The following is an 18,797-nucleotide window of genomic DNA, read 5'->3' as shown; positions in this document are numbered from 1 at the left end:
GCGCAGGGAAGGCCGGGCGTTTCTCGGCTGCACCTGTGGTACCTGCCGCCTGCATTTTTTCTCGCAGGCGGGCCGCGGGCGTCAGCCGACGCCTGGCCTTCCCTGCGCCCTCCGACCTTTCAGAGGGTGAGATGCTGCAGCAGAACTCGGGCATGACCTGCCGCGGCAGCGCGACGTCACGCGTCGTTCGATGCGCTCCCTCGCGCGGCATCAATGGCGTCGTCCCCGCGAACGCGGGGACCCATAACCCCAGGGAGCAGTTGGCTTGCGCAAGTCCAACCACCTCTCGTCAGGACTTGGCTCGGTGGTTATGGGTCCCTGCGTTCGCAGGGACGACAGCAGTGTGTTTGGCCCGACGCTCAGCCCTGTCTTCTCACCCGTGCACGACGGCCTTCGCGATCATGCAATGAATGCCCTTGGAGCCATTGACGGTCTGGGTCACCCGCAGATCTGCGGCGAGGCTGCACAGCGTGTAGGCGTCCTCGCGCGACAAATTGCGCTTCTCGCCCAGCAGCACGATCATGTCGCGCAGCGCCCGCACCACGCATTGGTCGAGGTCGGGGTCCATCGCCATCGTCATGTAGTGGGTGGCCGTCTCGGCGCGCGGATAGTCGAATTTGAGATCCTTGCGCACGGTGAGACGGAAACGGCCCTGCAGCGCGGTCTCGATCGCGGTGACGCAGACCTCGCCGTCGCCCTGCACGCCATGGCCGTCGCCGCAGGAGAACAGCGCGCCTGGCACGAACACCGGCAGATACAGCTTGGCGCCCGGCCTAAGCTCCTTGTTGTCGAGATTGCCGCCCATCGCCCGCGGGATCAGCGACGTGATCCGGCCCCAGGCCGGCGGCGGCGCCACGCCCATCACGCCGAAGAACGGCGCCAGCGGCAGCTCCAGCCCCCACGGCATCTTGCCGACCATCCTGGTCTTGTCGAGTGGGATGTTCATCAGCCGGCTCTCGTGGAAATCGTCGGGCAGGGTGCCAGCCAGCGGCCGGATGAAATTGTAGCCCCAGTCCTGCCGCAGCTGGACGTCGAGGATGTCGACCTCGAGCACGTCGCCGACCTCCGCGCCCTTGACCGCGATCGGGCCGGTCAGGATGTGGCCGGGCACCATGCGCTCGCTCTTGGCGTGAACCTCGAACAATTCCGGCGGCACGTGGAATTTGCTGGTGTCGGGCACGACGTCGGGCCCGCCGCTGATCGAATCGATCGCGACCTCGTCACCGCTGTCGATCGTCAGCACCGGCTTCAGCCGGGATTCGAAGAAGCCCCAATGGCAGGTCTCGGGGCTCGCGTGCAGATGGTGATGGGCCATGGTCCTCTCATTCGTACCGGTTCGGGACCGAGCATAGCGCATCTGCTGGCCGCCGCAGAGAGATGGCGACGCATGGCGGCTGTCGTGTATGAGGGCGGCCGTGGCACCTCACCCCGCGCCGGAGCTCGCAATGTTCTTTGTCCTGTCGAAGACGCTCGGCCTGCTGGCACTGCCGACCAATTTCATGATCGCGCTGGGCCTGCTCGGCGCCATCCTCATGCTGACCCGGTTTGCCGTGCTCGGCCGCAGGCTCGTGGTCTCTGCCATGCTGCTGCTGGCGATCGTGGGCCTGACGCCGCTCGGCAGCCTCATGCTCTATCCGCTGGAGAGCCGGTTTCCGAAATGGGACCCGGCGAGCGGCGCGCCGGACGGCATCATCGTGCTTGGCGGTCCCGTCGATTCCGACCTGTCGGTCATGTACGGCATGCCGGTGACGGTGGCGGGCGCCGACCGGGTGATCCAGGCAGCCGCGCTGGCGCGGCGCTACCCGAATGCGCGCATCCTGTTCACCGGCGGCAGCGCCAACCTGATCGCGACAGAGGCCAAGGAGGCCGATGTCGGCGCCGAGATCCTGCTCAGCCTCGGCGTGCCGAAGGAGCGGCTGTTGCTGGAGCGGCAGTCGCGCAACACCTACGAGAATGCGATCTTCTCCAAGGCGATGATCTCTCCGAAGCCGGGCGAGCGCTGGCTGCTGGTGACCTCGGCCTATCATATGCCGCGCTCGGTGGGGCTGTTCCGCAAGGCCGGCTTCCCGGTCGAGCCCTATCCCGTGGACTGGCGCGTCGGCCGCGTGCTCGACTTCGACGGCATCTCGCTGCTCGGACTGCGCCGCGCCGACATCGCCGTGCGCGAATGGGTCGGGCTCGTGGCCTACCGCCTGCGCGGCCGCATCGACGATCTGTTTCCGGGACCGGCCTAGGCAATCGTCTTGCTGAAGCCCGCCGCCTTTGCCGCCAGCTCGCCGCGCACGCGCTCGACCACCGGCTCGTAGCGGCAGCTCGCGTCCTGCCGGAACAGCCGCGCGCTCGGATACCACGGGCTGTCGTCGCGATCGCGCAGCCAGCGCCAGTCGGCGAGATGGGGCAGCATGATCCAGGTCGGACGTCCCAGCGTGGCGGCGAGATGCGCGACGCTGGTGCACACGGTGACGACGACGTCGAGACAGGAGATCAGCGCCGCGGTCTCGACGAAGTCGGTCAATTCGACGGTGAGGTCGCGGATGCCGCTCTGCTGCGCCAGCACGGCCTTGTCGGCTGGCCGCAGCTCTTTTTGCAGGCTGATGAAATCCGCCCCGAGATCGAGCAGCGGCAGCAGGGTCGCAAGCGGCATCGAGCGGTTGCGATCGTTGCCCTGATGCGGATTGCCGGACCAGACGAGACCGACCCGCAGCCGGTCATGCGCTCGGAGCCGCCGCTCCCAGGCCGCGATGCGCTCGGCCGGCAGTGGCGGGAGATAGCTTGGCGGTGGAATGGTATCGAGCGTGGTGCCGAAGGCCAGCGGCAGGCTCATCACCGGGCAGTGCATGTCGAAGACCGGCCGCTTCAGGTCCGGTGCGTAGGCGAGGCATTGCGTCACGCCGTCGATGCCGGCCATCAGCGGCCGCAGCGCCTCCCGCACCACCAGGATCACCTTGGCGCCGCGCGCGGCGACCATCGGCACGTAGCGGGCGAACTGGATGGTGTCGCCGAAACCCTCGTCCTCCTCGATGAGGAGGGTCTTGCCGGCGATGTCCTCGTGGCCCAGCCATTTGGACTCGGCAAAGCGCGGATAGTCGATCGAGAAATCCGGCATGGCCCAGCGGGCCTCGCGCCGGGCCCAGCCGGAGACGAAGTCGCCGCACTGCAGCTCGATATGCGCGAGCTGCCACGCCGCCTTGGGATGATCGGGGACGAGCGCGAGAATCTGCCGGTAGACGGCAGCAGCATCCTCGAAACGCAGCAGCTGCAGCAGCGCAAAACCCTTGTTGAGCAGCACCTCGACGAAGTCCGGCCGCAACGCCAGAGCCTGATCGAACCACGGCAGCGCCTCCGCGCTGCGGCCGAGACAGACAAAGGCATCACCGAGATTGTTGCAGACCATCGGCTCTGTCGGCGCCAGCGCATGCGCGCGTTCGCAATCGGCCAGATACGCGTCGTAGCGTCTGAGCTCGCGGAGGCACCGGGCGCGCATCTGCAGCGACTGCAGGTCGTCCGGCCGCTGCGTCAGGCATATCGTGAAGGCTCGGGCGGCTTCCTCATAGCGCTGCTGCTGATGCAGCAGCAGGCCGCTCTGGAACGCAGCCTCACGGTGGGCGGGATCGATCGTCAGCGCGTGCTGATAGCTCAGCAGCGCCTCGGCGCCGCGGTCGAGCGCCAGCAGTACGCCGCCCATATGCTTCCACAATTCGGCATCGTCGGGCTTGAGCTGGATCGCCTTGTCGAACACCGCGAGCGCATCGTCGAGCCGGCCCATCTGCTTCAAGGTGAAGCCGAGGCTGGTGAGATAGTCGATCTTCGGCGTTTGTCGGATGGCCCGCGAGAACCACGCCACGGCGTGGTCGTGCTGCCCGGTCTGCAGCGCGACGATGCCCAGCAGCGCGAGGCTGTCGGCGTGGTTCGGGTCGGCCGCCAGCGCCTGCTCGCAGCACATCTGCGCATCGAGCAGCTGGCCGGCGCCGAGGTGATGCAGCCCGGCCTCGTAGAGCGCGGCCGGCGACAGCACCGGCGCTCCGCCGGGGCCGGCCTTCGCGCTTGTCGCGCCATCTTTCCGGTCGCGCTGGCTCATCGCGGGGCCCTGTCCGAGGATCAAAAATTCATAAGTGATTCTAGGGACATCGAGAAGGATCGTGGTATGGCGTGCGAGCGCGTCGCGCAGAAATACTGGCCTCGGCCGGTGCAAGGCATTAACAAGCGCCCGACATCGAACGCACGGATCGCGCCATCCGATGGGTGCGGCAGAGGGGAACGCCACATGCAACAGCCGAGCGCGCCGGACAGGCTGGATCTGGTTGCCATGGTCGCCGATCTCAACAACCTGCTGCGGCTGAAGACGACCGTCATCGGCATCAAGATGTTCGCCCGCGTCGCCGACATGGAGGCGGTGGAGAAGATCCGCCGTCCCAACGCCGTGCACACGACCGACCAGATCGTCAGCATGGCCGCACGGCTCGGCTGGACCGTCGGCATCACCGGCGACGATCTCGTCGGCGCGCAATGCCGGGCCGTGATCGGGCTCGGCCCGCAGGACGAGACGTGGCTCAAGGGCGAGAACTATGTCGGAGTCTGGCACGGCACGGCCGAGGATGCGCGCAAGCGGCAGGAGGCGCTCGACGTCGTGCCGTTCGGCCGCTACCAGGCCATGGCGGTCAGCCCGCTTTCGAGCGGCCGGCTCGATCCGCCGGACATCTGCCTCGTCTATGCGACGCCGGGACAGATGATCATCCTGATCAACGGCCTGCAATATACAGGCTACAAGAAGTTCGAATGGGGCGTCGTCGGCGAGACCGCCTGCGCCGACTCCTGGGGCCGCGCGCTGAAGACCGGCGAGCCGAGCCTGTCGCTGCCGTGCTTCGCCGAGCGCCGCTATGGCGGCGTGCCGGATGAGGAGATGTTGATGGCGCTGAAGCCGGCCGATCTTGCCAGGGCGATCACCGGCATGAAACAGCTCGCCAAAAACGGCCTGCGCTATCCGATCGCGCCCTATGGCATCCAGAACGACGTCCGCGCCGGCATGAGCGTGTCGTATGGGAAGAAATGAGAGCCACATGCTCCGTCATTGCAAGCGCAGCGACACAATCCAGAGTCTTTCGGAGGAGAGAGCCCGGATTGCTTGGTCGCAAGTGCTCCTCGCAATGACGGCGCGACTCAATTGCAGCTGATCTTCAAGGAACAAGAATGACGTCTTCCAAATTCGACCTCGTCGTCTACGGCGCCACCGGCTTCACGGGCAAGCTCGTCGCCGAATATCTCACCGCGCAGTATCGCGGCGATACGTCGCTGCGCTGGGCGATGGCGGGCCGGAGCCTCGACAAGCTCGCGGCTGTCAGGGACCAGATCGGTGCGCCTGCCGATACGCCGCTGATCGCGGCGGACGCCTCAGATCCTGCATCCCTGCAGGCCATGGTGGCGCAGACGAAGCTGGTGCTGACCACCGTCGGTCCCTATCAGCTTTATGGCAACGAGCTCGTCGCGGCCTGCGCCGAAACCGGCACCGACTATGTCGATCTGTGCGGCGAGCCGGTGTGGATGCGGCAGATGATCGACAAGCATCAGGCCACCGCCGAGAAGAGCGGCGCGCGCATCGTGTTCTCCTGCGGCTTTGATTCCGTGCCGTTCGAGCTCGGCGTCTATTTCGTGCAGCAGCAGGCCAAGAAGGTGCTCGGCGCCGCAGCGTCGCGCGTGAAGGGCCGCGTCCGCGGCATGAGCGGCACGCTCTCGGGCGGCACCGCGGCGAGCGCCAAGGCGACCTTCGATGCGGTCGCCAAGGATCTGAGCCTGGTAGCGATCCTCAAGGACTCGTTCGCCCTGACGCCCGGCTTCAAGGGCCCGAAGCAGCCGTCGGGCAACAAGCCCGTCTATGAGGAAGATCTGCAGTCCTGGACGGCACCGTTCATGATGGCGCTGATCAACACCCGCAATGTCCACCGCTCCAACATGCTGATGGGTTTTCCCTACGGGCAGGACTTCGTCTATGACGAGATGGTGCTGACCGGCCCGGGCGAGAAGGGCGAGGCCAACGCCAAGAAGGTGATGGCGGCAAATGCCGAGAAAACCGGGCCCAACGCGCCGAAGCCGGGCGAGGGTCCCTCGAAGGAGGAGCGCGAGAAGGGCTACTACAATCTCCTCTTCGTCGCGATCACCCCCGACGGCCGCCAGGTCCGCGCATCCGTGAAGGGCAACCGCGATCCCGGCTACGGTTCGACCTCGAAGATGATCAGTGAATGCGCCGTCGGCCTGCTACGCGACGGCGCCGGCGTGAAAGGCGGGTTCTGGACGCCGGGCGCTGCGCTCCGCGACAGCCTGATCAAGCGGCTGGTGGATAATGCCGGGCTGACGTTTGCGGTGGAGGACTAAGAGGTGATGTGCGCACCGATCGCTGCGGATCGGTTCGCTTCGGCCTGATGGGCGCGCGTGGCGGCGATCATGCCCCACATCGTGCCGAGCATCAGGAAGAAGTGCCGCCAGTGGTCGGTGTCGATGATGAAGCTTTCGCCGACCGTGCCGAGGAAGGCGGCGAAGATTGCGATGTAGGTGCGCTGCCAGGGTACGCGCGCGAACAGATAGCGGAAGCCGAGAATGACGGTGGTGAAGACCAGAGCGGGATAGCAGATGCCGGACAGCCAGCCGCCCGACATGAAGGCGTTCAGATAGGAGTTGTGGGTGTCCTCGGGGAAGTAGTTGTGGAACTGCAGCGGCCCGATCCCGAACGGCAGGTCGAGCGCCATGTCGGCGCCGAGAATGTGGCGTCCGAAGCGTCCGAACCGGCCCTCGTCATAGCTCTGGTCGAAGCTTGCCCGCTGCTTGAACATGTCGGCGATGGAATCGATGGAGAGCAGAACGCCGATCAGGACGATGCCGGCCACGGCGGCCGCCAACGTCATGAAGATGATGCGGGAGCGCTCGCCCCGCGTCTGGCTGGTGAGCACCATCATCGCCAGCATGAAGGCGGCGGTGAGGACGAGGCCGCCCCAGGCCGCGCGCGAGAAGGCGAGCAGGATGGCGAGCGCCATCACGCCGAGCGCAAAGCTGGCGCGCAAGGTCGCGGCGAAGCGGGCGGTCACGACGTTCTGCAGCGCGAGCAGCGCCGGCAGGATCAGGAACGCGCCGAGCACGTTCGGGTCCTTGAAGGTGCCGCGCGCACGGCCATAGAGGGTGAGGAGATCGTATCCACCCGGCACCAGATGGAAATAGCCGGCGACGCCCGCGAGGGCTGCGATCGCGCCGCCCATCACGAGACCGCGGCGGAGCATGTCGAGCCGCGCTTCTGTGTCGTCCGACGTCAGCATGGCGATGAAGATCGCCGTGAAGGCCATGTACCAGGAGGTAGCGATCCAGGTCGCGATCTTGGAATCGTCGAGCAGCGGTATGGCGCTGATCGTGTAGCCGAGATTGACCAGGACCAGCAACAGCAGGAGCGGCAGGAATACGAGGCGCAGCCTCATGCCGGTCGCGAAGAACACCGCGGCGGAGGCGAGCGTGACGAGCTCATAGGGGCTCGGTTCGATGAACACGATGGCGCCGGAGACCCCGACCATCCAGACCAGCGCACGCTGCAGGGCGACGACGCCCGGAGGGGCGATCGGCCTCGATGCGAACTCTCCGGCTGCCGCCGTCATGGCCATCGCGAACTCACACTCATACGCAACGCATGGCGGGATCGGCCAGACACACGCGCGAAGCGGGCGTGTGCCCGCTCCGGATCCCCGATATCAATAGGCGTTCTCGCTCTTGGTCATCAGCGCCAGCGGCGTCTTGAGCAGGATGTAGAGGTCGAACAGCACGGACCAGTTCTCGATGTAGTAGAGGTCGAACTCGACGCGCTTCTGGATCTTCTCCTGGTTGTCGATCTCGCCGCGCCAGCCGTTGATCTGCGCCCAGCCGGTGATGCCGGGCTTGACGCGGTGGCGGGCGAAATAGCCGTCGACGGCCTCGTCGAACATCCGGTTCTGCAATTGGCCCTGCACGGCGTGCGGCCGCGGACCGACCAGCGAGAGGTTGCCCTTGAACACCACGTTGAACAGCTGTGGCAGCTCGTCGAGGCTGGTCTTGCGGATGAAGCGGCCGACGCGGGTCACGCGCGGATCGTTCTTGGTGACGACCTTGGACGCCGTGGGGTCGGCCTGGTGGTGATAGAGCGAACGGAACTTGAAGACGTCGATGCGCTCGTTGTTGAAGCCGAACCGCTTCTGCCGGAACAGCACCGGCCCCGGGCTGTCGAGCTTGATCGCGAGCGCGACCAGCGCCATCACCGGAAGCGCAAGCAGCAGGATGAGGCCGCCGACCAGCCGGTCGAACAGCATCTTCATCACCAGGTCCCAGTCGGTGATGGGGGCCTCGAACACGTCGAGCGTCGGGACCACGCCCAGATAGGAGTAGGAGCGCGGCCGGAAGCGCAGCTTGTTGGTATGGGCCGAAAGGCGAATGTCGACCGGCAGCACCCACAGCTTTTTCAGCATGTCCAGGATGCGGGTTTCCGCCGAGATCGGCAGCGCGAACAGCACCAGGTCGACGCGGGTTCTGCGCGCGAACTCGACGATATCATCGACCTTGCCGAGCTTCGGCGCGCCAGCGCAGGTCTCGAGCGCGCGGGAGTCGTTGCGGTCATCGAACACGCCGAGGATCTCGATCTCGGAGTCGTCCTGCGCCTTCAGGGCACGCACCAAGTCCTCGCCGCTCTGGTCGGCGCCGACGATGATGGTCCGGCGATCGAGGCGTCCTTGCCTGGCCCAGCTGCGGATCAGGTTGCGCAGCACGACGCGGCTCGCGATCAACGCGCCGAGCCCCACGAAGAAGAACGCGGCGAGCCAGAGACGGGAGACTTCGTTGCCGATCTTGGCGAAGAAGGAGAGCCCGATGAACAGCAGGAAGACGAAGCAGTAGGACGAGATCATCCGGGTCATCTGCCGCACCTGGGCGCGGAAGACCTGGATTTGGTAGATGTCGGCGGCCTGGAAGCACACCACCGTGGTCACGGCCAGGCCGAGAATGGCAACGAGATACTCCCAATGGAAGCCGCTGAGCGGAACCACGTAGCCGAAATAGATGACGCTGCCGACGACGCTCAGCAGCACGAAATCGATGATGCGAACGATGCCGGCGAGGACGATCGGAGAGTAGGCGCGGTGAACCTTCTGATTGGCGACCGCGAGGGCCGCCGGCGACAAGCGGCGGCGCCGTTCAACGGCCGGCCGTCCGGCCGCGGCGGTCGATGCGGCCGTCGCCGCAGCAGCATCCAACATCGAGCGAGCGTTGATCGGTTCCACAGTCGTACAAGCCCGGATTATGTTTGTTAGTATTTGTGGTCATGTAAGCGCTGATAGCGCCGGGGGAAATTCCCCACCGGCGGGATTAAGGGCCAAATCGAAAGAAACGGTTAGCGATGGTAAATGACGTCAGGTCTTGGTAAACGCCTCACGATAGCTGTTGAGCACGCCATCGACCATCGCTTTCTGTGAGAAATGCTGGAAGACCCGCTCGCGCAGCGCCTTGGCGCGCAGTTGCGTGGTAGCCGGATCGTCCAGTGCGGCAGCGATTGCGTCGGCCAGCGCGGTCGCGTTGCCCGGCATGAACATCGCGTCGTCGTGCGGTCCGAAGATCTCAGGGATGCCGCCGACTCTCGCTGCGATCATCGGAACCCCGGCGGCTCCCGCCTCGATCACAACATAGGGCATGGAATCGCCACGCGAGGGAACGACGAGCAGCCGCCCTTTCGAAAATCCGTCGCGGGCCTTCACGTGGCCGATGAAGCGTACTGCGGCCGCAAGACCGAGGCGTTCGACCTGAGCCTTGAGTTTCGTCATCTCTTCGCCGTCGCCGCCCAAAGTCAGCGTCAGCGGGCGGCCACGGGAGCGCAGCTCCGCGACGGCATCGATCAGCAGATCCGTGCCCTTGATGTGCCTGAACTCGCCGACATACGCCAGGTCGGTCTGGTCCCGGGCTGGTGCGATCGGGTCGAACTCGCCTGCAGTGACACCGTTGAAGACGCAATTCACCAGTCCCTGAGGATGGCCGATCATGCGCTCATAGGTATCGCGGGCGAATACGCTCTCGAACAGGAAGAGGTCGGTCCGGTTCATCAGCGCACGTTCAAGCCGGCCATACAGCGCGCCTTTGAACGTGTCGCGTGGGTAGTGCAGCGAACCGCCGTGAGGCGTGTAGATGCGGATCGTTCCTGGCCGGTGCGGCAGCAGGCGGACGAATGCGCCGGCCTTGGCGCCGTGGCCGTGCAGAACGTTCGGGGCGAGTGTACGGGCGAGTCGATAAAACCGTCTCAGCGCCAGAATGTCGCTCGGCCAAGGCTCCCGATGAATGGGGATGCGGTGCACGCCGAGTGTCAGGCGAGGCGCGATCTGGGCCAGCGCGGCATCGGCGCGTTCGCCGCCGGTCAGGCTGTCCGCGATGATGCCCACGTCGTGCCCGTGATCGACCTGACCGTTGGCAAGGTCGAGGATATGCCGAAAGATGCCGCCGACGGGAGCTCTGACCGCGTGAAGGATTTTGAGAGGTTTGTTCTGCGACGGTGCCATGTCGAACTCGCCCGCGCCCTCGGCTTGCGCTTGGTTTTGCCAGGCGCCGCTGCGCGAGCTGATCTGACGACTGGCGGATAGCGGAAGCACGGGCGCCTCTCGTCGCTGAATATCGATAGCTCCAACCTCGATAGAGGCTTGATGGTTAACAAAGTCTCACTTGTCGTCACTACCAGGCAAGCTCGCACCAGCATTGTGACGATCTGGCGCAAGCTCACGTGTTGCGAGCAGCATATGGCGAAGGATGACGATTGTTCGATAGGGCGAGGTTGCAGGCGCTCCGGTTAACCCGTCAGCAACCTTAATAGAGTGTAATTGTACCACGTATGGTGGCGGCGTGGCGCGGGTCTCGCGGGAGTGGATAATGCGGTTGGCGTTCTGGCGTGCCGGCAAGAAGACACAGGTTGACGGAGCCTCCGCCCGACCTGTGACAGGCTCGCCGTCGTCGGCGGAGCCCGGCCCGGCCGGCGATCTCGACATCCGGCTGGTCGGTCGTGCCCTGGCGCGAAAGCGTGGCTTCATCCTTCTGCCCACGCTGCTCGCTCTCGTTCTGTCGATTGCCGCAGTCAACATGATCACACCGCGCTACAAGTCCGAAGCGCGGATTCTGATCGACGGCCGCGAGAACGTGTTCGTGCGGCCGAACGGGGAGCGCACCGAGGAGCGGACGGCGCTCGATGCCGAGGCGGTCACGAGCCAGGTGCAACTGGTCCTGTCGCGCGATCTGGCCCGCGACATCATCAGGAAGAACAAGCTGGGCGAGCTGTCGGAGTTCGATCCCGTGCTGCGGGGCGTGTCGCCGCTGAAGTCGGTCGCGGCGATGATCGGCCTCGTGAAAGATCCGCTCGCCATGACGCCGGACGAGCGCGTCATGGACGCCTATTACGAGCGCTTGACCGTTTACGCCGTGGACAAATCGCGGGTGCTCGTCGTCGAGTTCCAGTCGCAGGATCCGGCGCTTGCGGCGCAAGTCGCGAATTCGATCGCGGATGGCTATCTCGTAGTTCAGCAGAATGCCCGCCAGGCGCAGGCGAAATCGGCCAGCCAATGGCTCTCTGGGGAGATCCAGGGGCTGCGCAAGAAGGTCGAGGAGGCGGAGTCGCGGGTCGAGGAGTTCCGCGCCAAGTCGAATTCGTTCATGGGGACCAACAACACGTCGCTGTCCAACCAGCAGATGGGCGAGGTCAACACCCAGCTCAACAATGCGCGCGCCTTGAAATCGGATGCCGAGACCAAGGCACGGCTGATCCGGGAGATGCTGCAGAGCGGCCAGCCGATCGAGGCGTCCGAGGTGGTCAACTCGGAGCTGATGCGCCGGCTGTCCGAGCAGCGCGTGAATCTGCGCGCGCAGCTCGCGGAGCAGTCGTCGACGCTGCTCGACAATCACCCTCGCATCAAGGAGCTGAAAGCGCAACTGGCTGATCTCGACCGCCAGATCCGCGACGAGGCCGGCAAGATCTCGCGTTCGCTCGACAGCGACGCGCGCATCGCCGACGGGCGGGTGCAGATGCTGAGCCAGAGCCTCGATCAGGCCAAGAAGCAGGCCACCTCCACCAATGGCCTCGATGTCCAGCTGCGGGCGCTGGAGCGCGATGCGAAGTCGCAGCGCGACCTGCTGGAATCGTATCTCGCCAAGTACCGCGAGGCGAACACCCGTGAGTCGCTCGACACCCCGCCGGCGGATGGGCGGATCATCTCGCGGGCGGTGCTGTCCAACACGCCGGCGTACCCGAAGAAGCTGCCGATCGTGCTGATCGCCACATTGGCGACCTTGATGCTGACCTCGGGCGTGGTCATCACCGGCGAGCTGCTGCGTCTGACCGCGCCGCGCCCAGCGAGCCAGATCCCAGCGGCGAGCGCGATGCCGGATGTCATGGTGCTCGCGGCCCGGGTCGAGCCGATGATCGCGGCGCCCATGGTCGCCGCAGCGCCGGCCGTTGCCGCGTCGGCAACGACTGCAGCGGCGCGTCCCGCCGCGGTCGTGCCGCCAGCGGTGGCCGCCGTCGCGCCCGAACCGGTCAAGCCGCCGCCGATGAACGAGTTCGAGCAGCTCGCATCCGATCTGCTCGCCGCGGGAGAGGGCGCCCGCAAGGTCACCGTGCTCGGTACGGCCGGCGGCGAGGCCGTCACGTCCACCGCGCTCGCGATCGCGCGCACCATGGCAGCGCAGGCGCGCGTGGTGCTGGTCGACCTCGCCGGCAGCCCGCAACTGCTTGCAGGCGTGTCGGTCGATCCGGCCGCGCCCGGCCTCATCGAGCTGATGCTGGGTGAGGCATCGTTCGCGTCCATCATCACCAAGGACCAGGCCTCGCGGCTGCATCTGGTCAACGCCGGCCGCCCCGGCGCCGACCGCAGCCAACTGCAATCGCCGCGGCTCGCGCTCGCGATCGATGCGCTGCTGCGAGTCTACGACCACGTGCTGCTCGACGCCGGCAATGCCTCCGACCTGCCGGCCGAGCTTTTGACCGCGGGCGCGCGCGCCATCGTCGTGCCAGATCCCAACATGTCTGCCGACGCACGCAGCCAGATGAGCGAGCAGCTGCGCGAGGTCGGCTTCGGCGCCGTCACCATGCTGAAGGCACCGGTCGGAGGCGCCAACCGCAACCAGCCGGGGCCGCGCGGCGTCGCCGCCTAGTCTCCGGCCTTCTCGTCGGCCTTTTCGTCCACCTGGGCGGCGCCGCCACGCGATTGCAGCGCGCCGCGCAGCTGCTGTGCCAGACGGAACAGGGCAGGGCTGTGCTTGACGGCATGCTTGGCCCGTCCGACCGCAGCCATCGTCGTTGCGGCGACGCGGCCCCGCGCGGTCAACGGCATGAAGCTGTCGAAGATCGGCTCGTCATCCTTGCAGAACATCCGCTTGTAGTCGTCAGATCCGATGCCGAGATCGAGGGCGCGAAAATTCTCTCGCGCGTAATGATCGATGATCGAGCGCATCAGGATCAGCCCGGGGCTCCAGCGCGCATTCTCCGACAGCGTGTAGGTGTTGAACATCATCGAGAAGCGCGCCCCGTCGGCGACGCCGGCAAACAACGCGATGATCTCGTCGTCGCAGCGCAGCGCGTGGATATCGATGGCGCGATGCCCGCAGTCGAGCTTTGCCATGCAGGCGCTTCGCACGAAGGCCTCGATGCCGGGCTCCGCGAACACGTTCGGAAGCCTCTGCTCGGCCATGCGGATCGGCTTGGTGCGGAAGAACCAGTCGAGCAGCTCGGCGATCTCGGCGTCGCTGCTCGCGACCATGTAGCGATAGCCGGGCAGCGCCTGCAGCTTCTTTTCCTTGCTCTTCAGTCGCTTTCGGAACGAATTCGACAACAGCGCAGTCGGCGCAGCCCCCGGCGGCATCAACAGCACCGGACAGTCGTTCACCGACGACTGGTGCGGCCATTGCGCCAGTGGATTGGCGAGATCGCGCCAGTGCAGCGGCTGCTGTGTCAAGGCGAGCACGTCGACACCGCCGCGGTCGCGCACCCCTGCGAGCAGGACGTCGAGATCGCCGGCGCTGGCGCGCGTGGCGAATTCGCGATCCATCAGCGGCATGTTGAAGGTCGTATGCTTGCCGCCCATGAAGGTGGCGATGCGCATGCCGCAGGCGTGCTGCAACGTCAGCGGCAGCAGCAGCAGCGGGCGTTGCTCGGCATCACGCCCGATGACGATGAAAGGCGTCGCATGCTCGCGCGCGCCGACGTCGCGCTGCCATGCGCCGAGCAGGTCGAAGCGTTGGTAGGGCGTCGAGACATGTTCGGGGACTTCGAGCGCGCGCCAGACCGGCTCGGCGGCGGCCAGATCGGACACGACGTCGACCCGCGCGAGCCCCGACGGCAGCCGCCGCGCGGGCGCCTGCGCCGTCCGGCTCTCGATCACGGCGGCCATGGTCATCGCGCAGCTCGCGTTGTCGTGGAATTTTGTTGCTTGACGTCGGGAGACCCTCGCAAAGAAGTCTCAACAAAAGGTAATGGCAATGACTTCGTCCCAAATCGGGAATGGCACAAACAAAGACCTGTTCAAATCGGCAGCGGCCACGCGATCTTGACGGCGGACGATCGCTATCATCGGATGGCGGTGATCATGACGCGATCGCGCCATGGTCTGACAGCATCAGGTGGGCGCGGACGGTCTGGTTTCAAGTGGGATTCGGGGAAGGGGCGCGGGAATTGTCGTCGGACAACAGGTGGCTGCGCAGCGCCCGGCTCGAGCTGGCCTATTTCAGCGGACGCACGCTGCTCGCGTCGCGGGCCACGGGCGGCGCCGGCGCCGTGCTGCGGTTCGAGCGGGTACGGCCGCGGCGCAAGGGGGCGTTTCAGCCGCTGAAGTGCGCGGAGATCACGCCCGTTTTTCTCGACAAGGTGATCCGGGCGCTGAAGCGCTGGGGCTATGAGATCGTCTCGCTCGACGAGGCCTGCCACCGGTCGGTCCGGCTGCCCGAAAGCCGTCGCTTCGCCTGCCTGAGCTTCGACGGCGCCTCCAAGGACGTGATCACGCATGCCTATCCCGTGCTCGCCCGCCACGGCGTGCCGTTCACCGTCTACGTGCCCCCGGCCTTTCCCGATGGTCTCGGCGAAGCCTGGTGGCTGGCGCTGGAGGCCGTGATCGCGCGCGAGGCCCGCATCAGCCTCGTGATCGAGCATCGGGAGCAGCGCTTCAATGTGTCCACGACGGCCGAAAAATACGAGCTGTTCGCCCATCTCGCGGGCTGGCTGCGCAAGCTGCCTCCGGCCGAGCTGTCGATCGCGATCCGCGACCTCTGCGCGCGCCATTCGGTCGATCTCGCCGCCCTGAGCCGCGAGTCCTCGATGGACTGGACCGACATCGCCCGTCTCGCCGCCGACCCCAACGTCACGATCGGCAGTGCCACCGTGCATTATCCCGTCCTCGCCAATCTCCGGGATGCCGACGCCCAGCGCGAGATCACGATGGGCATGGCGGTGCTGGAGACGGCGCTGCGGCGACCGGTCCGGCACATGGCGTATCCGTTCGGCGATCGCTATTCGTTCCGCCGCAGCGACGTCGTGCTCGCGGAGCAGGCGGGCTTCGTCAGTGCGGCTTCCGCCATCGGCGGCGTCGTGCAAAGCGAGGGCCGCACCAGCCTGCACATGCTGCCGCGGATCGCCTGGGACGGCCGCTCGCGCTCGCTGCGCGCCTTGAAGGTGCTGATGGCCGGCATCACCCTGCCGCGGGAAAAATCCGCGCCGCAGCCGAAACTCGATCTCGGCTGATCAGCCCTGCTGCCGCTCCGGATCCGGGCGCAGCATCCAGCTCACGATCGGCATCGCCGGCAGCACCCAGCCCATGCCGACCACGACGTAATACACCGCCTGCAGCCAGCCGGAATTGGCGATCAGAGGGAATTGCGCCATCACCATGCCCATCATCGACCAGGCGAAAGCGAGCAGGAGCAGCGCGACGGCGCCGATCAGTTTGCGGGTGCGGATCGTCATGACGGGATTGTCAGCCTCGGCTGGGGGCGGCACGGCTTGCGCGCGATTTCCTCGGGATTATAAGGGCCTGTCAGCCCCGGTTCAATCGAGCGTTCAACGTCCATGACCACGGTTCCCCGCACCACAGATCTCGCCGCGATCCGCATCTGGCTGCTCGTCGTGGCCGGCCTGATCGCGCTGATGGTGCTGGTCGGCGGCGCCACGCGGCTGACCGAATCCGGGCTGTCGATCGTCGAATGGAAGCCGGTCACCGGCACCCTGCCGCCGCTGTCGGAGCAGGCCTGGACCGACGCCTTCGAGGCCTACAAGACCATTCCGCAGTACCGGCAGATGAACGCCGGCATGTCCCTGCACCAATTCAAGACCATCTTCTGGTGGGAGTGGAGCCACCGGCTGCTCGGCCGCGTCATCGGCATGGTCTACCTGCTGCCCTTCCTGTGGTTCCTGTGGCGCGGCGCCGTCTCCGGGCCGCTCGGCCGCAGGCTGTGGCTGATCTTCAGCCTCGGCGCGCTGCAGGGCGCGGTCGGCTGGTGGATGGTGGCCTCCGGCCTCACCGAGCGCACCGAGGTGGCGCCGGTCCGGCTGGCGACCCATCTCGCGCTGGCGCTGCTGATCTACGCGTCGATCGTCTGGACCCTGCGCCGACTCGCGCCGCGCGAGGAGGCCGAGGTGCCGGCGCGGCTGCGGCTGACAGCCTGGCTGCTGGTCGGCGTCACCTTCGTGCAGCTCTATCTCGGCGCGCTGGTGGCCGGCCTGCGCGCCGGCCTCGTCTACAACACCTGGCCCGAGATCGACGGCGGCCTGATCCCGAAGGCGGCCAATCTGTGGATCCAGTCGCCGTGGTGGATCAACCTGTTCGAGAACGATTTGACGGTGCAGTTCATGCATCGCATGACCGCCTACACGCTGCTGGCGCTGGCCGCGTGGCACGCCTTCGACGTGATGCGCGCGGGCGCCGGACGGGCGGTGGTGCGCAGCGCCCACCGGCTACTCGCCGCCATCCTGGTGCAGGTCGTGCTCGGCATTCTCACTCTGCTCGCACTGGTGCCGATCTCGCTGGCGCTGCTGCATCAGGGTACGGCCATCATCGTGCTGACCTTCGCCGTGCTGCAGGCCGAACGTCTGTCGCCGCGACGTGTCGCTGTTGTCGCCGTGCCGCAGGCGGCCGTGGCTGCGGGGCAGGTGGGGTAGAGTTTCTCTTCCGTCATTGCGAGGAGCCGAAGGCGACGAAGCAATCCAGAGTCCCGCGCGCGACTCTGGATTGCTTCCGCCTTCGCTCTTCGAGCTTCGGCGGACAAGTCGCTTCGCTCGCAATGACGTGGAGACATCAGTTTTCATCCTCGCGCGCTATCGCGCCGAGCTTTGCCGATCGTTTCACCCTCGAAAACACGCGAGGGCGCGGGGAAGGCCGGATGCCTGGCCGGCACCCATGGCCCGCGTGCAAAGAAAAAAGCACGCGGCGGTCACCACAGGTACGGCCGAAAACACCCGGCCTTCCCCGCGCGATGGTTTTAACGCTTATACGCGATCTCCCCGGGGACCGGGCTGTCTTGCCCCCGTCACCTCATGCGATGCGTTGAGCACCCACACGAAACTTAGCGCCAGCGTCGGGGCGCCAGGACCACGCGATTTCGCCGTCCGTGACAGGTCGCTCGTCCTCGCAAACTTTCGTCCACGCACGGCCCGCCACGTCCACCGCATTCCTGCCCTACGCAACTGGACGATCCGGAAGCGCCCCTCGGCTGGATAGGAACAAAAAGAGAACATAAGCTGATTTGCGTCGTTTGGCAAGCGTGGCGTGTCGCGGACATCGCCGGGTGGGGCGGACCACGCAATTCGAGTTCGATTGGGATCCGGCCAAGGCAGAGAGCAATCTGCGCAAGCATGGCGTTGCCTTTGAGCGGGCGATGAGCATCTTCAGCGATCCGTTGGCGCTCTCGCGTCTCGATGACGGATCTGGCGCAGGCGAGGAACGATGGGTTACGATGGGACGCAATATTGCGCACGAGCTACTGCTGGTCGTGCATACGTACACGGAGCTATCGGCAGACCGCGCAGCGATCCGCATCATTTCTGTCCGTCGCCCGACCCGGCGCGAAATCCGCTCCTACGAGAATGGGTGATCCGATGAAGGATGAATACGATTTCTCGAACGCCGAACGCGGCAAGTTCTTTCGCAAGGGCGCGCGAATGCTGCCTCCGGTGCATCTCGAGCCTGATGTGCTCGATCACCTGACCGGGCTGGCCAGCGCGCGGGGCGTATCGTTGACCGAATTGGTCAACACGCTTCTCAAGGAGGATATTGAGCGGATCGAGGCTGCGAAATAGCTCTTTGGGAGTTTCTGCGAGCACCTCATGATGCCTTCGCGACCAGACTTCCGCGACACGGTTCGGGCGCGCTCGGACCGCGATCCGGCGTTTCGCGAGGCGTTGTTCCAGGAAGCCGTGAGTGCGCTGCTGCGCGGAGAGGTCGATGACGGCCGCGCCGGCCTGCGTGCGTATATCAACGCAACGATCGGCTTCGAGGCGTTGAGCAAGGCGCTCGGGCGGCCGTCGAAGAGCCTGATGCGCATGTTAGGGCCATCCGGCAATCCCACGGCCGAGAACCTGCTTGGCGTGATCGGCGTGTTGCAGGCAGAGACAGGCGTGCAGCTCGACGTGCGCGTCGTGGCCGCGGAGTGAGTTACGGGCGCGCGGATCAACAAGATCACAGCTGCTCTCAACCAATGAAGAACGAATACGACTTCTCGAACGCCGAGTGCGGCTCGTCGTTGGACGAACTGGTCGCGACGCTCCTCAAGGAGGAGATCGCGCGGATCAAGGC

General features: G+C 65.9%; 16 protein-coding genes. 9 read left to right on the top strand and 7 right to left on the bottom strand.

Annotated features, from left to right (window positions below; all coding sequences use genetic code 11):
• Positions 1–373: 373 nt before the first annotated feature.
• The gene (locus QX126_RS07975; protein WP_315780301.1) at positions 374–1,315 is read right to left on the bottom strand and encodes an acetamidase/formamidase family protein; all 942 of its coding nucleotides are present in this window, start codon (positions 1,313–1,315) and stop codon (positions 374–376) included.
• A 130-nt stretch (positions 1,316–1,445) separates the two neighbouring features.
• On the opposite strand from QX126_RS07975, the gene QX126_RS07970 reads away from it, so the two are divergent.
• Positions 1,446–2,234, top strand: coding sequence for a YdcF family protein (locus QX126_RS07970; RefSeq protein WP_315759222.1), 789 nt, complete (start codon positions 1,446–1,448; stop codon positions 2,232–2,234).
• Here the strand turns inward: QX126_RS07970 and QX126_RS07965 are convergent.
• A complete protein-coding gene (locus QX126_RS07965) occupies positions 2,231–4,078 on the bottom strand; it encodes a tetratricopeptide repeat protein (protein ID WP_315780300.1) in 1,848 nt (615 codons plus the stop codon). The two genes, QX126_RS07970 and QX126_RS07965, sit on opposite strands and share 4 nt — an antisense overlap.
• A 186-nt stretch (positions 4,079–4,264) precedes the next feature.
• On the opposite strand from QX126_RS07965, the gene QX126_RS07960 reads away from it, so the two are divergent.
• Together QX126_RS07960 and QX126_RS07955 are read left to right on the top strand one after the other, a co-directional pair.
• Complete coding sequence (locus QX126_RS07960) at positions 4,265–5,050, top strand: DUF169 domain-containing protein (protein WP_315780298.1); 786 nt, start codon at positions 4,265–4,267, stop codon at positions 5,048–5,050.
• A 137-nt stretch (positions 5,051–5,187) separates the two neighbouring features.
• Complete coding sequence (locus QX126_RS07955) at positions 5,188–6,366, top strand: saccharopine dehydrogenase family protein (protein ID WP_315780297.1); 1,179 nt, start codon at positions 5,188–5,190, stop codon at positions 6,364–6,366.
• Here QX126_RS07955 and QX126_RS07950 read toward each other — a convergent pair.
• From QX126_RS07950 to QX126_RS07940, 3 genes are all read right to left on the bottom strand, one after another.
• Positions 6,363–7,634 (bottom strand): O-antigen ligase family protein, encoded by a 1,272-nt coding sequence (locus QX126_RS07950; protein WP_315780295.1) that lies wholly within the window; start codon positions 7,632–7,634, stop codon positions 6,363–6,365. The two genes, QX126_RS07955 and QX126_RS07950, sit on opposite strands and share 4 nt — an antisense overlap.
• Before the next feature lie 87 nt (positions 7,635–7,721).
• Entirely contained in the window at positions 7,722–9,251 is a 1,530-nt protein-coding gene (locus tag QX126_RS07945; protein ID WP_315780293.1) for an undecaprenyl-phosphate glucose phosphotransferase, read from the bottom strand.
• Positions 9,252–9,404: 153 nt separating this feature from the next.
• Entirely contained in the window at positions 9,405–10,538 is a 1,134-nt protein-coding gene (locus QX126_RS07940; RefSeq protein ID WP_315780317.1) for a glycosyltransferase family 4 protein, read from the bottom strand.
• Between the two features lie 364 nt (positions 10,539–10,902).
• Here QX126_RS07940 and QX126_RS07935 point away from each other — a divergent pair, with 364 nt between their 5' ends.
• Complete coding sequence (locus QX126_RS07935) at positions 10,903–13,173, top strand: exopolysaccharide transport family protein (protein WP_315780291.1); 2,271 nt, start codon at positions 10,903–10,905, stop codon at positions 13,171–13,173.
• On the opposite strand, the gene QX126_RS07930 is transcribed toward QX126_RS07935, so the two are convergent.
• Complete coding sequence (locus QX126_RS07930) at positions 13,170–14,414, bottom strand: GNAT family N-acetyltransferase (RefSeq protein WP_315780289.1); 1,245 nt, start codon at positions 14,412–14,414, stop codon at positions 13,170–13,172. The genes QX126_RS07935 and QX126_RS07930 overlap by 4 nt on opposite strands.
• A gap of 275 nt (positions 14,415–14,689) precedes the next feature.
• Between QX126_RS07930 and QX126_RS07925 the strand changes: the two genes are divergently transcribed.
• Entirely contained in the window at positions 14,690–15,751 is a 1,062-nt protein-coding gene (locus QX126_RS07925; protein WP_315780287.1) for a polysaccharide deacetylase family protein, read from the top strand.
• Here the strand turns inward: QX126_RS07925 and QX126_RS07920 are convergent, their stop codons facing one another.
• On the bottom strand, positions 15,752–15,973 hold the full coding sequence (locus tag QX126_RS07920) for a DUF2842 domain-containing protein (RefSeq protein WP_315711497.1): 222 nt from the start codon (positions 15,971–15,973) through the stop codon (positions 15,752–15,754).
• 102 nt (positions 15,974–16,075) lie between these two features.
• Here QX126_RS07920 and QX126_RS07915 point away from each other — a divergent pair, with 102 nt between their 5' ends.
• From QX126_RS07915 to QX126_RS07900, 4 genes are all read left to right on the top strand, one after another.
• On the top strand, positions 16,076–17,164 hold the full coding sequence (locus tag QX126_RS07915; protein ID WP_315780285.1) for a COX15/CtaA family protein: 1,089 nt from the start codon (positions 16,076–16,078) through the stop codon (positions 17,162–17,164).
• Between the two features lie 626 nt (positions 17,165–17,790).
• Entirely contained in the window at positions 17,791–18,096 is a 306-nt protein-coding gene (locus tag QX126_RS07910; protein ID WP_315780283.1) for a BrnT family toxin, read from the top strand.
• Between the two features lie 4 nt (positions 18,097–18,100).
• The gene (locus QX126_RS07905) at positions 18,101–18,301 is read left to right on the top strand and encodes a hypothetical protein (RefSeq protein ID WP_315738305.1); all 201 of its coding nucleotides are present in this window, start codon (positions 18,101–18,103) and stop codon (positions 18,299–18,301) included.
• A 30-nt stretch (positions 18,302–18,331) separates the two neighbouring features.
• On the top strand, positions 18,332–18,655 hold the full coding sequence (locus tag QX126_RS07900; RefSeq protein ID WP_315780281.1) for a transcriptional regulator: 324 nt from the start codon (positions 18,332–18,334) through the stop codon (positions 18,653–18,655).
• Positions 18,656–18,797 lie beyond the last annotated feature (142 nt).

This window comes from Bradyrhizobium sp. SZCCHNPS1003 (assembly GCF_032381555.1).
GTDB lineage: Bacteria > Pseudomonadota > Alphaproteobacteria > Rhizobiales > Xanthobacteraceae > Bradyrhizobium.
Note: the sequence above shows the minus strand (reverse complement) of the source record. Positions and strands in the feature narration are given on the sequence as shown.

Excerpts from the sequence above, each read along its gene's own strand:
- QX126_RS07975 (WP_315780301.1), bottom strand. The coding sequence starts at position 1,315 with ATGGCCCATCACCATCTGCACGCGAGCCCCGAGACCTGCCATTGGGGC.
- QX126_RS07970 (WP_315759222.1), top strand. The coding sequence starts at position 1,446 with ATGTTCTTTGTCCTGTCGAAGACGCTCGGCCTGCTGGCACTGCCGACC.
- QX126_RS07965 (WP_315780300.1), bottom strand. The coding sequence starts at position 4,078 with ATGAGCCAGCGCGACCGGAAAGATGGCGCGACAAGCGCGAAGGCCGGC.
- QX126_RS07960 (WP_315780298.1), top strand. The coding sequence starts at position 4,265 with ATGCAACAGCCGAGCGCGCCGGACAGGCTGGATCTGGTTGCCATGGTC.
- QX126_RS07955 (WP_315780297.1), top strand. The coding sequence starts at position 5,188 with ATGACGTCTTCCAAATTCGACCTCGTCGTCTACGGCGCCACCGGCTTC.
- QX126_RS07950 (WP_315780295.1), bottom strand. The coding sequence starts at position 7,634 with ATGGCCATGACGGCGGCAGCCGGAGAGTTCGCATCGAGGCCGATCGCC.
- QX126_RS07945 (WP_315780293.1), bottom strand. The coding sequence starts at position 9,251 with ATGTTGGATGCTGCTGCGGCGACGGCCGCATCGACCGCCGCGGCCGGA.
- QX126_RS07940 (WP_315780317.1), bottom strand. The coding sequence starts at position 10,538 with ATGGCACCGTCGCAGAACAAACCTCTCAAAATCCTTCACGCGGTCAGA.
- QX126_RS07935 (WP_315780291.1), top strand. The coding sequence starts at position 10,903 with ATGCGGTTGGCGTTCTGGCGTGCCGGCAAGAAGACACAGGTTGACGGA.
- QX126_RS07930 (WP_315780289.1), bottom strand. The coding sequence starts at position 14,414 with ATGACCATGGCCGCCGTGATCGAGAGCCGGACGGCGCAGGCGCCCGCG.
- QX126_RS07920 (WP_315711497.1), bottom strand. The coding sequence starts at position 15,973 with ATGACGATCCGCACCCGCAAACTGATCGGCGCCGTCGCGCTGCTCCTG.
- QX126_RS07915 (WP_315780285.1), top strand. The coding sequence starts at position 16,076 with ATGACCACGGTTCCCCGCACCACAGATCTCGCCGCGATCCGCATCTGG.
- QX126_RS07905 (WP_315738305.1), top strand. The coding sequence starts at position 18,101 with ATGAAGGATGAATACGATTTCTCGAACGCCGAACGCGGCAAGTTCTTT.
- QX126_RS07900 (WP_315780281.1), top strand. The coding sequence starts at position 18,332 with ATGCCTTCGCGACCAGACTTCCGCGACACGGTTCGGGCGCGCTCGGAC.